The sequence below is a fragment of the Devosia ginsengisoli genome (assembly GCF_007859655.1).
GTDB classification, from domain to species: domain Bacteria; phylum Pseudomonadota; class Alphaproteobacteria; order Rhizobiales; family Devosiaceae; genus Devosia; species Devosia ginsengisoli.
Map to the genome: position 1 here is coordinate 1,236,875 of NZ_CP042304.1, position 11,929 is coordinate 1,248,803.

The 11,929-nt window shown below is 61.4% G+C and carries 12 protein-coding genes and 2 tRNA genes; 2 read left to right on the forward strand and 12 right to left on the reverse strand.

The features are described 5' to 3' along the window. Positions 1-3 precede the first annotated feature (3 nt). The 9 genes from FPZ08_RS05990 to tet form a co-directional block, all read right to left on the reverse strand. A complete protein-coding gene (locus FPZ08_RS05990; RefSeq protein ID WP_146289136.1) occupies positions 4-585 on the reverse strand; it encodes a NuoB/complex I 20 kDa subunit family protein in 582 nt (193 codons plus the stop codon). Then, positions 576-941 (reverse strand): NADH-quinone oxidoreductase subunit A, encoded by a 366-nt coding sequence (locus FPZ08_RS05995; RefSeq protein WP_146289137.1) that lies wholly within the window; start codon positions 939-941, stop codon positions 576-578. Before FPZ08_RS05995 ends, FPZ08_RS05990 begins: the two co-directional genes overlap by 10 nt. Positions 942-1,309: 368 nt before the next feature. Continuing rightward, entirely contained in the window at positions 1,310-1,888 is a 579-nt protein-coding gene (locus tag FPZ08_RS06000; RefSeq protein ID WP_146289138.1) for an outer membrane protein, read from the reverse strand. A gap of 309 nt (positions 1,889-2,197) precedes the next feature. After that, positions 2,198-2,752, reverse strand: coding sequence for an outer membrane protein (locus FPZ08_RS06005; protein ID WP_186767224.1), 555 nt, complete (start codon positions 2,750-2,752; stop codon positions 2,198-2,200). A gap of 235 nt (positions 2,753-2,987) precedes the next feature. Beyond that, positions 2,988-3,689: a peptide-methionine (S)-S-oxide reductase MsrA gene (gene msrA / locus FPZ08_RS06010; RefSeq protein ID WP_146289140.1), complete on the reverse strand. Its 702-nt coding sequence runs from the start codon at positions 3,687-3,689 to the stop codon at positions 2,988-2,990. Positions 3,690-3,947: 258 nt separating this feature from the next. Then, positions 3,948-4,024, reverse strand: a tRNA-Asp gene (locus tag FPZ08_RS06015). Between the two features lie 226 nt (positions 4,025-4,250). After that, positions 4,251-4,326 (reverse strand) — tRNA-Val (locus tag FPZ08_RS06020). A 147-nt stretch (positions 4,327-4,473) separates the two neighbouring features. Then, the gene (locus tag FPZ08_RS06025; RefSeq protein WP_056234092.1) at positions 4,474-4,746 is read right to left on the reverse strand and encodes an HU family DNA-binding protein; all 273 of its coding nucleotides are present in this window, start codon (positions 4,744-4,746) and stop codon (positions 4,474-4,476) included. Positions 4,747-4,954: 208 nt separating this feature from the next. Next, positions 4,955-6,154 (reverse strand): Tet(A)/Tet(B)/Tet(C) family tetracycline efflux MFS transporter, encoded by a 1,200-nt coding sequence (tet, locus tag FPZ08_RS06030; protein ID WP_146289141.1) that lies wholly within the window; start codon positions 6,152-6,154, stop codon positions 4,955-4,957. A gap of 173 nt (positions 6,155-6,327) precedes the next feature. On the opposite strand from tet, the gene FPZ08_RS06035 reads away from it, so the two are divergent. After that, positions 6,328-6,561, forward strand: coding sequence for a hypothetical protein (locus tag FPZ08_RS06035; protein ID WP_146289142.1), 234 nt, complete (start codon positions 6,328-6,330; stop codon positions 6,559-6,561). Positions 6,562-6,630: 69 nt separating this feature from the next. Here the strand turns inward: FPZ08_RS06035 and tet(30) are convergent, their stop codons facing one another. Then, the gene (gene tet(30) / locus FPZ08_RS06040) at positions 6,631-7,815 is read right to left on the reverse strand and encodes a tetracycline efflux MFS transporter Tet(30) (protein ID WP_146289143.1); all 1,185 of its coding nucleotides are present in this window, start codon (positions 7,813-7,815) and stop codon (positions 6,631-6,633) included. A gap of 88 nt (positions 7,816-7,903) precedes the next feature. Between tet(30) and FPZ08_RS06045 the strand changes: the two genes are divergently transcribed. Continuing rightward, positions 7,904-8,542 (forward strand): TetR/AcrR family transcriptional regulator C-terminal domain-containing protein, encoded by a 639-nt coding sequence (locus FPZ08_RS06045; RefSeq protein ID WP_146289144.1) that lies wholly within the window; start codon positions 7,904-7,906, stop codon positions 8,540-8,542. A 258-nt stretch (positions 8,543-8,800) separates the two neighbouring features. Here FPZ08_RS06045 and lon read toward each other — a convergent pair whose 3' ends face one another. Next, positions 8,801-11,233, reverse strand: a complete 2,433-nt coding sequence (lon, locus tag FPZ08_RS06050) for an endopeptidase La (protein ID WP_146289145.1) — start codon at positions 11,231-11,233, stop codon at positions 8,801-8,803. 226 nt (positions 11,234-11,459) lie between these two features. Beyond that, positions 11,460-11,891 carry an Lrp/AsnC family transcriptional regulator gene (locus tag FPZ08_RS06055; RefSeq protein WP_146289146.1) on the reverse strand — a complete coding sequence of 144 codons (432 nt, stop codon included), beginning with the start codon at positions 11,889-11,891 and terminating at the stop codon, positions 11,460-11,462. Positions 11,892-11,929 lie beyond the last annotated feature (38 nt).

Below are 11,929 nucleotides of genomic sequence, written 5' to 3' on the forward strand. Positions count from 1 at the left end.
ATCCTAGCGTTCGATTGTGCCGGTGCGGCGGATTTTCTTTTGCAGCAACAGAATGCCGTAAAGAAGCGCTTCGGCCGTGGGCGGGCAGCCCGGGACGTAAACGTCCACCGGCAAAACGCGATCGCAACCCCGCACGACCGAATAGGAATAGTGATAGTAGCCGCCACCATTGGCGCAGCTACCCATGGAGATGACGTAGCGCGGCTCGGGCATCTGGTCATAGACCTTGCGCAGAGCCGGAGCCATCTTGTTGGTCAGCGTGCCGGCCACGATCAGCACGTCGGACTGGCGCGGCGAGGCGCGCGGCGCTGTGCCGAAACGCTCGATATCGTAGCGCGGCATCGACATCTGCATCATCTCGACGGCGCAGCAGGCCAGGCCCGTCTGCATCCACATCAACGAGCCGGTACGGGCCCAATTGACCAGTTGCGAAACGGTCGAAACCAGGAAGCCCTTGTCGGCCAGTTCGTCCGTAACATCGGTGAAAAACGGATCGGCGGCGCCGGCCGTCTTGCCGGTGCGCGGATCGACGAGGCCTGTGGGGCGCGGCGCGACCAGCGTACCGTTCTGTTCGCTCAATCCCATTCCAAGGCCCCTTTCCGCCATTCATAGATAAAGCCGACGGTCAGCACGCCGAGGAAGATCATCATCGACCAGAAACCGAACCAGCCAACCTCACGGAAGGCAACGGCCCAGGGGAACAGGAACGCCACTTCAAGGTCGAAGATGATGAAGAGAATACAGACGAGGTAGAATCGCACGTCGAACTTCATGCGCGCATCGTCAAAGGCGTCAAAGCCAGCCTCGAATGCCGAAACCTTCTCGGGATCGGGATTTTTGACCGCAACAATGAAGGGGGCAATCAGCAGGGCCAGACCAATAAGGCCGGCCAGGCCAAGGAATATGACAATCGGCAGATAGTCGCTGAGCAGGTCAGTCATGCGGCAGCCTGTTTCTAGTCCGGCCGGGCGACCGGGGCGAGGATTACGCAAGCAATTGGGGCGAGCGAACCAACGCAAACATTGATGGCTTGGGCTTAGACCTTTGGCTACTCGGTTTCAAGGGAAAGAAAATATGAGGGGAACAATCATGTATGTCCCGAACAAAACCCGCAATATCGATCATGTCGACATCACCCGGCCGGCAACGGCATGCTCGGATTCAAGGGCATTTTGAAACGGCCCGAAAGCAGCCGGTCCGAAGCGAACCTGAAAACACAAAACGGCGAACCGGATTAGCGGTTCGCCGAATTGGGTTTGCAAGACGCTAGGTCGGGAGGGCGGCAAGCCGCCCTGCCCGATTGCAAAACTTAGAAGTGGTAGAACACACCAACGGTGGCCTTGGCGCCTTCGAAGAAAGCGTCGTTGGCACCGTCGAAGTCGCCCTGGCCAACCAGTTCACCGCGAACGGTGACCGAGTCGGTCACGGCCAGTTCAACACCGCCGCCGAGCTGGTAGACGCCCTGGTTGAAGCCGGTACGGTTGTTGGTACCGATACCGCCGATGGCGTACACGAGGACCGAGTCGGTCACGACAGCACCAGCACGCAGGTTGGCGAAGAATTCGCCGGTGCTGAAGGCGTTGTTCCAGATGTAGTCGCCGGTGACTTCAGCGCCGATCAGGAAGGGATCGACGGGGATGAAGTTCACGCCGACGGCAGCGCCGAGAACGCCCGAAGTCGTGCTGACCGGATAGCCGGCGTAGAGGCTGGCGTCGGTACCGGTGAACTGGCCACCAGCGCGAACACCAACATAGAGACCTTCCCAATCGAAACCGGCAGCTTCATAGATCGGCTGCGGGGTGGTCGGGATGATGAGATCGGCGGCCTGAGCACCACCAGCGAGCAGCGCGGCAGCAGCCACACCGAGAGAAAGCGAACGTACAAACATATCTTGCACTCCCATAGAGTTAACCGTAGTCGACCGACTAGATGCCTGAGCATAACGCGCGTGACAAGCCTCTGGTCGCTCAAATTCGGCAATGCGGATAACGCTAGATGACCATTTGAGGGCAGGTGTTGCGCCAATGCCGCGCAATTGGCCCAATTTGAGACAAATTTGATCTAACGAGCGGCCCAATATGGCGACGGGATGCCGCATCTGGGCATGACTGAGTCGTTCCGTCAAGCAGCCCTGAGCCGCAAACAGAAACGGCCCCGCCGAAGCGAGGCCGTTTCCAGGATAGTGATTCTGACGGCGTTAGAAGTGGAAGTTGGCGCCGACCGTGAACTGGTTCTTGCTATTGGTCCCGTCATTGAGCGGGAAGCCGTGCAGGTACTGGGCCTCGACGGTGATGCTGTCGGTAACCGCCAGCTCCACGCCGCCGCCGAGCAGCAGGTCCTGCTCATCGGGCGGGCCAAGATCGATGCCGTAACCGCCGGCGGCATAGACCAGCACGTCATCGCTGACCACGAGACCAGCGCGGCCGAGAATCTGGCCATAAGTGGTTTCGCCCACGGCATCGCCGCCGGTCAGGCCATGAACGGCCACTTCCGCACCCAGAAGATAGAAGTCGAACTGGGCGTTCACACCCGCCTGGACGCCCAGGCCATATTGCGTACCGCTGTCGGACCCGTTCTGGGCACCGCCATAGACGCCGGCATAAAAGCCGCTCCAGTCAAAACCGGGTTCCTCGTAGATCGGCATCTCGACCGGGGTGCTGGTGGGGACCGTGATCAGGTCCGCCGCGAAAGCAGTGCCCATCGGGATGGTCGTGGCGAGCGCCGCAAGCGCCATTTTGTTGAACAAGCTCATCGCTGTTCTCCTTGCTACTGGACCGTTCGACTTGATGAACGCGGCGCTATCGTGCCGGTTCCGCCTTGGGTCATGGGGGCTTTTCCCGGAATGCGACCCGATAATTCCGGGTTTCGGGAACAGCCAACAGCAGCGGTTTTGCTCGGGTTTGCCGGCGAAAACCCGCCCCTCAGACGGCCAAAATAGGGCAGCGCCGTCGCGTTGCCGATCGGTCACAGTTTGCCGGACAAGCCGCCTAGAGCGTGCCGACAAGCACCGGTTCATCCCGATACTGCTCAGGAAACAGCGCCTTGAGCGCAGCGATCTTGGGCAGGTCGTTGAACACGATATAGGGCCAGGTCGGATTCAGCGTCAGGAAATCCTGATGGTACTGCTCGGCCGGGTAGAAGGCCTGGAACGGCTCGATCGTGGTGACGATGGGTCCTTCGAACAGGCCGGTTTCGTCGAGCTGGGCGATATAGGCGCGGGCGATTTCGGCCTGTTCGTCGCTCATCGGGAAGATGGTCGAGCGATATTGCGTGCCGTGGTCGGGTCCCTGGTAGTTGAGCTGGGTCGGGTTATGGGCGACCGAGAAATAGACCTGTAGCAGCTCGCCAAAGCTGACCACGGCCGGATCGTAAGTGATTTCAACGGTTTCGGCGTGGCCGGTCGTGCCGCTGCCGGTTTGTTCGTAAGTGGCCGTCTCGGCAGCACCGCCGGAATAGCCCGAGACTGCGCGGGTGACGCCCTGCAGATGCTGGAACACGCCCTGCACGCCCCAGAAGCAGCCGCCGGCGAAAACGGCCGTGGCCGATGGGCCGGTATCCGTGAGGTCTTTGGCCGGCGGCGGAATTTCAACCGGCGCTTCTTCGGCGGTAACCGACTGATTCCATTGCATGAATGACAGGGCGGGTAGAACGAGCAGTGCGGCCAGGACGGCGCGGCGGGAACTGGGCATTTTGCAAAACCTCGGTTGGGGCAAGTTGCTCGTCAGTTCGTTCTATATGCGCCTGCGGTTACGGCAGATCAGCCGCTTCACGACGAAATGAAGCAGCGACAGCATAGGCGCCGCAAATAGTTCAGCAATTTCAGGGCGTTGATCTTAAAGGCCACTTTCGAGGAAAGGTGAAGAACACAACGAGTTCAAAAAGTTGAAACTCGGGCACTCAAAAGTTGAAACTGTTTTTAGAGAGAAGGCGCAAACCCTAGGAAAGGGTGGCGCGAGAGACGGGGCTCGAACCCGCGACCTCCGGCGTGACAGGCCGGCGCTCTAACCAACTGAGCTACTCCCGCAGCGCGGGCGAACTGGTCGTTCGCGCAACGTGGCGTCCGTTTACCCAGCACCTTGCCCCAAGTCAAGCGAGCAAGTTGGGATCGAAGCGACATTTTCATGAATGTCGAAGTCGGATGTGGAAAAGCGCCTGTGTGACAGGCGCTAGCGGCCGTTATCTGATGCGGAAGGTGAGATTCACGCAATGGCCGCTCGTGTTAGCGTACTGTTAGCATTGACGCGAGGGAATGGTGGGCGATGACGGGCTCGAACCGCCGACATCTTCGGTGTAAACGAAGCGCTCTACCAACTGAGCTAATCGCCCGCAGGACCATGGGTCCGCTGCAAGGTGGCCTTGTTATTGCCCCTGCCCGCCAGCGTCAACCGGCAAATGAAAGGCCCCGGCGCAAAGCGCTCGGGGCCGATCAGCATAACGGTTTCGGGGTCGGGCCTGCCGATCCCCCAAACAGTCTTAGTTGATCGCATCCTTCAGGCCCTTGCCGGGCTTGAACTTGGCCTGGTTCGAGGCCGGGATCTTGATCTCAGCGCCGGTGGCCGGGTTGCGGCCGGTCGAAGCCTTGCGCTGCGACACGGCGAAGGTGCCGAAACCAACGAGACGGACTTCTTCACCAGACTTCAGCGAGCCGGTGATTGCCTCGAACACTGCGTCCACCGCTTCAGCGGCCTGTGCCTTGGTGATCGTCGCTTTGTCGGCGACGACGCCAACCAGATCGTTCTTGTTCATAGCGTTTCCTCACAGTGAATTGCCCGCCCTCGTTGGCGAACCTTAAAACGCGGCAACCCTTGGTCGATTCTGCGTGAAAGGCAAGGATTTCCGGGGTTTTGACGAGGCCGGACGGTGCAAAGCTGTTAATGGACCGGAAACTGCGCCCCCGCAAGTCCTCGATTGTGGATATACGCCGGTTTTCCGGGCTTTCCTGCTCGTTCCGAGCCTATTCACCCACCGCGGGAATGGGGGGGGCGCGCCGCCTGATTCCCAACATAAGTGGCAGTGCCAACAGGTAAATTCCCGCCCCGACGATCCAGACCAGGCCCGGCCAGGTGCCGCGAATGGCAAAATAGGTGAAACTGAAGAAAAGCGGGCCGAACACGGCCGCCAGACTGACCAGACTCGCCAGAACGCCCTGCAATTGCCCCTGCTTATCGGGCCCCACCTGAGTCGTGGTGAGCGACTGCAGGGCCGGCATGCCGATGCCGCCAAGGGCAAAGAGCGGCGCCAGCGCGAACAGAATCCAGCCCTGCGTAGCCAGCCCCAGAATCACCAAAGCGGTGAGTTCGCAGGCCATGCCGACCACCAAAGCCCAGCGTTCACCGAGCCGGGCAACGGCCGGCCCGGTGAGGAAGGCCTGGGCGCCGGCATGGAAAACGCCGAAGGCACCCAGCGACAGGCCGATCATCATGCCGTTCCACTGGAAGCTGTCCTCGCTGAACAGCGCCCAGATCGTGCCATACATGGTGCCGACGAAATTCATGATGACGAAGATAGCCATCAGCGGAATCAACGCCGAGAAGGTGAGTGCCCATTTGAGGGGCTTGAAGGGATTGAGCGTGTCCCAGGTGAACTGGGCGCCGGGCTGGCCCTTGCGTGATTCCGGCAGCACGAACAGCGCCAGCGCGAAATTGACGCCATTGAGCAGCGCCGCCGCGATGAAGGGCGCGCGCACCCAGAAATCGCCCAGGATGCCGCCCAGGACTGGCCCGATGATGAAGCCGATGCCGAACATGGCATGGAACAGGCCGAAGCGCTTGGCCCGCTCCTCCTCATTGGAGATGTCGGTGATATAGGCCGTGGCCACCGCCATATTGGCGCTGGTTATGCCGGAAATGGCGCGCCCCAGCACCAGCAGCCAGAGTTGGGGCGCGAAGGCCATGATGAGATAGTCGATGGCAGCGCCAGCCAGCGAAACCAGCAATACCGGCCGCCGCCCGAAACGATCGCTCAACACGCCGAGAATGGGCGAGAACAGGAACTGGCAGGCCGAATAGAGCGCCAGCATAATGCCGAGCAGCGTCGCGACTTCGGACATGTGGCCGACATCGCGCAACAAAGCCGGCAGGATGGGGAAGATCAGGCCGATGCCGACGGCATCGAGGGTGACAGCGCCGAGAATGACGATAAGGGCCTTGTTCAAGGGATGCTCCTATGGCGCCGTCAGCCGGCAAATGGAGGTAGGGCGTTCACGGGCGCGTTACAAGCCCGCTGTCCTTATGACGATTGGTGCTGACAGAATTCGACAGGAGCATTTGGCGTGCGGCGAACTGCGGCGAACGTGATAGGCCAAGCCAGCAGAACCCAGAGGAACCCATGGTGGTCGCCTATATCGTGCAGGGCTTTCAATTGAGGGGCCGCAAGCTGACGCCCGACCAGCCCAGAACGGCCAAGACAGCAGAGGATGCGGTGATCCTGGCGGAACGCATGGCGACGACACGCGCCGGCGTGTTTGCGTTTTCGCAGGCGGTGGATATCGAGACCGATACCTATGACGAGCCGAAGGTGCTGGCGCGGCTGGGGGACTTGCCGCCTGGACTGCCAGAGTAGGAGGGAATGTCCCTCTTACTCGATTAGGGAATGTCCCTCTTACTCGATTTGTGTGTGCACGAGGGCATGTCAGGCCGGGACGGGCTTTACGGTCCTCACCGTGGCAAACAGCGGCGTGGCGAGCAGGTAGAGCCCTGCCCCCACGATCCAGATTGTGCCGATCCACAGGTCCTTGGTCGAGAAGAACACGATCGTGGTCAGCACCGGGCCGACAATACCGGCCAGGCTCATCAGGCTGGCCATGACGCCTTGCAGCTGGCCCTGCTGCTCGTCGCTGACGCGGCTGGTCAGCAGCGATTGCAGCGCCGGCATGGCGACACCGCCCAGCGCGAAGAGCGGGGCGACGGCATAGCCCATCCAGCTCTGATTGGCGAAAGCCATCAGGATATAGGCCAGGGTATCGAAGGCGACCCCGACCATCAGCGTCCCAAGGTCGCCGAAGCGGCGCGACAGCGGACCGACGAGAAATGCCTGGGCGAGCGTGCCGCAGATGCCGAAGACAGCGAAGGACAGGCCCATATGGACCGAATCCCAACCGAATCGTGCAGCGCCATACAGCACCCAGATGGTGCCGGGCACCGCGGCCACGAGGCCGAAGACGACCGACACGATGACCATGGGCAGCAAGGGCTTGAAATTCCACAGCCAGAGCAGCGGGCGTAGCGGGTTGATCTCTTTCAGATCGAATTTGCCCGCTGCGGCCTTGCGGCTTTCGGGGAGCACGAAAAGCGCCACCAGCAGGTTGAGACCGTTGAACAGGGCGGCGGCCAGGAAGGGCGAGCGCAGCCACCAGGCACCCATGACGCCGCCGATAACAGGGCCGATGATGAAGCCGGTGCTCATGACCGCGCCCACCAGGCCAAACCGCTGCGCCCGCTGGTCGGCCGGGGTGATGTCGGTGATATAGGCGCTGGCCACCGCCATGTTGGCACTGGTGATGCCGGCCATGGCCCGGCCCACGACCAGCACCCAGCCGAGTGGCGACAGGGCCATGACCAGATAGTCCAGCAGCGTGCCGGCCAGCGACAGCAGCAGGACGGGACGGCGGCCGAAGCGGTCACTGAGGGCGCCCAGGACGGGCGAGAAGATGAATTGCATCGCCGCATAGACGACCAGCATCAGGCCGTAAAGCAGGCCGATATCGCCGCCGCCGGTGACCTCGACCAGCAGGTCGGGCAGGATGGGGAAAATCAGGCCGGCCCCGATGGCATCGAGGGCGACGGTGGATAGAATGACGATCAGGGCCTTGTTCATCCTGGCCTCCAGACTTCATTATCGTTGATAAGGTAATTTATCGGCGATAAGCTCCTTTATCATCGATAAGTCAAGAGGGTCATCTGTCATGGCGATTGATCGCAGCCGTATCGTCGACGAGGCCATGGCCTTGCTCAACGAGGTTGGCATCGACAAGCTGACCACACGGAAACTGGCCGAGCGCCTGGGCGTGCAGCAACCGGCGCTCTACTGGCATTTCAGGAACAAGTCGGCTTTGCTCGACGCGGTGAACAGCGAGATGCTGGCGCGCTACCACACCCATCGCCTGCCCTCGCCCGGACAGGATTGGGTGGACTTCACCTTCGCCAATGCCCGCAGCATCAGGACGACACTGCTGTCGGTGCGGGACGGTGCGCGCCTCACGGCCGGCACACGGCCATCGGAGAGCGAGTTCGCCGACACCGAACAGGTGTTGCAACTCTATGTCGATGCGGGCTTTTCACCGGCCGAGGCCTTCGGCATCGCCATCTCGGTGACCCGCTATGTGGTGGGCTATGTGCTGGAGGAACAGGGCGAGCGCGAACGCACCGACGAGGAAGATGATGCCGGCATCAACCCGATGGCGGAGGTGGCAGCATTCCCCCTGTTGTCGGAAGCGCTGGTGCCGTTGTTCAAGACGGGAACCATCAATACCGAAGCGGTGTTCGAGGGCGGGCTGAGCTATATGGTGGAGGGGATGAAGCTGAGTTTGGTGGCGAAGGGATAGCGCAGCGACCCCGTGCCCCCTTCTCCCCTTGTGGGAGAAGGTGCCCGAAGGGCGGATGAGGGGGCGCGGAGCCAGCCACCAGCATTGAAGCATGGGAGGACGCAGCCCCCTCACCCGCAATTTCTTCTGGACGAAGAAATTGCCCCCTCTCCCACAAGGGGCGAGGGGGCTCCACTCCGGGGCGATATTGCGTCAAACGCGGACCAAAACAAAACGGCGGCCCTTGCGGGCCGCCGTTTGCATTCAATCCAGGCCCGCTTAGTGCGGCAGGCCGGCTGTGGCGTCTTCGCCGGTGTCGACTGTGGTCGAGACCGCAGGCGTGGTGTCCTCGAAGTTCCATTCGATGGGCTCGGGCTTGCGGACAAGCGCGCGCTCGATGACCTGGTCCATGCGGGAGACCGGGACGATTTCCATGCCTTCCTTGACGATGTCAGGGATCTCGGCGAGGTCGCGGACATTCTCTTCCGGGATCAGCACGGTTTTGATGCCGCCACGCAGGGCCGCAAGGAGCTTTTCCTTGAGGCCGCCGATGGGCAGCACCCTGCCCCGCAGCGTGATCTCGCCGGTCATGGCGACATCGTTGCGGACGGCAATGCCGGTCATCACCGAGACGATGGCAGTGGCCAAGCCGATACCGGCCGAGGGACCATCCTTGGGGGTGGCGCCTTCGGGCAGGTGGACGTGGATATCGCGCGTGTCGAACATCGGCGGCTTGATGCCGAAATCGATGGAGCGGGAGCGAACATAGGCCGTTGCCGCGGTCAGCGATTCCTTCATCACTTCCTTGATGTTGCCGGTCACGGTCATACGACCCTTGCCCGGCGTCATCACGCCTTCGATGGTCAGCAACTCGCCGCCAACCGAGGTCCAGGCCAGGCCCGTCACCAGGCCAACCTGCGCTTCGGCTTCGATCTCGCCATGCTTGTAGATATCGGCGCCGAGATACTTGGTGAGCTTGTCCTCGTCGATGACGATGGTCTTGACCTTGGTCTTGACGATCTCGGTCACGGCCTTGCGCATCAGCTTGCCGATTTCGCGCTTGAGGTTACGCACGCCCGCTTCGCGGGTATAGCGCTGGATCAGAGCGGTCAGCATCTCGTCGGAAAGCTCGAACTCGCCATGGGCCAGGCCGTTTTCCTTGAGCGTCTCGGGGATCAGGTGCTGCTTGGCGATCGCGTGCTTCTCCTGCTCGGTGTAACCCGAGAGGCGAATGATCTCCATGCGGTCCATCAGCGGGCCGGGAATGTTGAGCGTGTTCGAGGTGGTGACGAACATCACGTCGCTCAGGTCATAATCGACCTCGAGATAGTGATCGGCAAAGGTGTGGTTCTGCTCGGGATCGAGCACTTCGAGCAATGCCGAGCTGGGATCGCCACGGAAATCCTGGCCCATCTTGTCGATCTCGTCGAGCAGGAAGAGCGGGTTGGATTTGCCGACCTTCTTGAGCGACTGGATGACCTTGCCGGGCATGGAGCCGATATAGGTGCGGCGGTGGCCGCGGATTTCGGCTTCGTCCCGTACGCCGCCCAGCGCCATGCGCACGAATTCGCGGCCCGTCGCCTTGGCGATGGACTTGCCCAAAGAGGTCTTACCGACGCCCGGAGGGCCGACGAGGCAGAGAATCGGGCCCTTGAGCGAGCCGGTGCGGCTCTGCACGGCCAGATATTCCAGGATCCGTTCCTTGACCTTTTCGAGGCCATAGTGATCCTCGTCCAGCACCTTTTCGGCCAGGACCAGGTCACGCTTGACCTTGCTCTTCTTGCCCCAGGGCAGGCCGAGCAGCGTATCGAGATAGTTGCGGACCACAGTGGCTTCGGCCGACATCGGGCTCATCGACTTGAGCTTCTTCAGCTCAGCCTCGGCCTTGGTGCGGGCTTCCTTGCTGAGGCGGGTCTTGGCGATGCGCTCCTCGATCTCCTGGATCTCGTTGGAGCCTTCCTCGCCGTCGCCCAGTTCCTTCTGGATCGCCTTCATCTGCTCGTTGAGGTAATATTCGCGCTGCGTCTTCTCCATCTGCCGCTTGACGCGGGAGCGGATGCGCTTTTCCACCTGCAACACGCCGATCTCGCCTTCCATGAGGCCCAAAATCTTCTGGAAGCGCTCGGCGACCGAAACGGTCGAGAGCAGGTCTTCCTTCTCGTTGATCTTGATGACGAGGTGGCTGGCAATGGTATCGGCGAGCTTGGAGTGGTTCTCGATCTGCCCGACGGCAGCGACGACCTCGGCCGAAATCTTCTTGTTGAGCTTCACATAGCTCTCGAATTCGGTGGTGGCCGAACGCGACAAAGCCTCGATCTCGGTGGCGTCTTCCTCCGGCTCGGGCAGGATGGAGGCTTCGGCCTCGAAATATTCGTCGGTCTGCAGGTAGCGGTCGATGGTGGCGCGATGCAGGCCTTCGACCAACACCTTGACCGTGCCGTCGGGGAGCTTGAGCAGCTGCAGCACGGTGGCAATGGTGCCCGTGGCGTAAATCTGGTCCGGGGCCGGATCGTCATCCTGCGCGTTCTTCTGGGTCACGACGAGAATGTGCTTGTCGTCGCGCATGACCTCTTCAAGCGCCTTGACCGATTTCTCGCGGCCGACGAACAGCGGCACGATCATGCCGGGGAAAACGACGATATCACGCAGGGGAAGAACTGGGTAAACCCGGTCCCGGCTGAAATCGCCAGTGGCGGGGGTGACGTCCGTCATCTCGTATCCTTTCCGGGGCGCGCGGGAGGAAGGAGAAGGATGCGCGCCCGTTATAGACAGCTCCAGCACGAAGGCTGGGCTGATTCCGGTTAATAAATAGGTTCGCCTATGGAGCCCGCAAGTCAACCTTCGCGCTTTTGTGACGGTTAAGACGTGAACGCACAGGAGATATGTGCGCGAGGGCGGAAACAGGCGTGTGCCTTGGCTGCGAGGTGGATGTAGGTCCCTACCCTACGCTTCGCCGCGCCTTGAGCAGAATGCTTGTATCGGTCGAGGCGATTCCGTCGATTTGGCGGATCTGGCGCAGCAGGTCGTCAAAGGCCTCCACGTCAGGCGCTTCGAGCTCGGCCACCATGTCCCAGCGGCCATTGGTGTTGTGGAGCTGGCGCACCTCGGGCATGCCGAGCAGGCGCTTCATGACCGCGGCTTCGTGCTTGCCATCGACCTCGACCATGGTGATGGCGCGGATGCCCTGGCTCGGCGCGGCCGACATGACCACGGTGAAGCCGGCAATGGCGCCGCTTTCCATCAGCCGGTCGATGCGCGCCTTGGCGGTGGCGCGGGACACCTTAAGGTCGAGCGCCAGCTTGTTGGTCGGCGTACGGGCATTGGTACGTAGCAGGGCGATGAGGCGGTAGTCGAGATCATCGAGGATCATTTTGCGCGGCCTGGCTTAGCAGAATGAGCAATTGCCTG

Excerpts from the sequence above, each read along its gene's own strand:
- FPZ08_RS05990 (WP_146289136.1), bottom strand. The coding sequence starts at position 585 with ATGGGATTGAGCGAACAGAACGGTACGCTGGTCGCGCCGCGCCCCACA.
- FPZ08_RS05995 (WP_146289137.1), bottom strand. The coding sequence starts at position 941 with ATGACTGACCTGCTCAGCGACTATCTGCCGATTGTCATATTCCTTGGC.
- FPZ08_RS06000 (WP_146289138.1), bottom strand. The coding sequence starts at position 1,888 with ATGTTTGTACGTTCGCTTTCTCTCGGTGTGGCTGCTGCCGCGCTGCTC.
- FPZ08_RS06005 (WP_186767224.1), bottom strand. The coding sequence starts at position 2,752 with ATGAGCTTGTTCAACAAAATGGCGCTTGCGGCGCTCGCCACGACCATC.
- msrA (WP_146289140.1), bottom strand. The coding sequence starts at position 3,689 with ATGCCCAGTTCCCGCCGCGCCGTCCTGGCCGCACTGCTCGTTCTACCC.
- FPZ08_RS06025 (WP_056234092.1), bottom strand. The coding sequence starts at position 4,746 with ATGAACAAGAACGATCTGGTTGGCGTCGTCGCCGACAAAGCGACGATC.
- FPZ08_RS06035 (WP_146289142.1), top strand. The coding sequence starts at position 6,328 with ATGGTGGTCGCCTATATCGTGCAGGGCTTTCAATTGAGGGGCCGCAAG.
- FPZ08_RS06045 (WP_146289144.1), top strand. The coding sequence starts at position 7,904 with ATGGCGATTGATCGCAGCCGTATCGTCGACGAGGCCATGGCCTTGCTC.
- lon (WP_146289145.1), bottom strand. The coding sequence starts at position 11,233 with ATGACGGACGTCACCCCCGCCACTGGCGATTTCAGCCGGGACCGGGTT.
- FPZ08_RS06055 (WP_146289146.1), bottom strand. The coding sequence starts at position 11,891 with ATGATCCTCGATGATCTCGACTACCGCCTCATCGCCCTGCTACGTACC.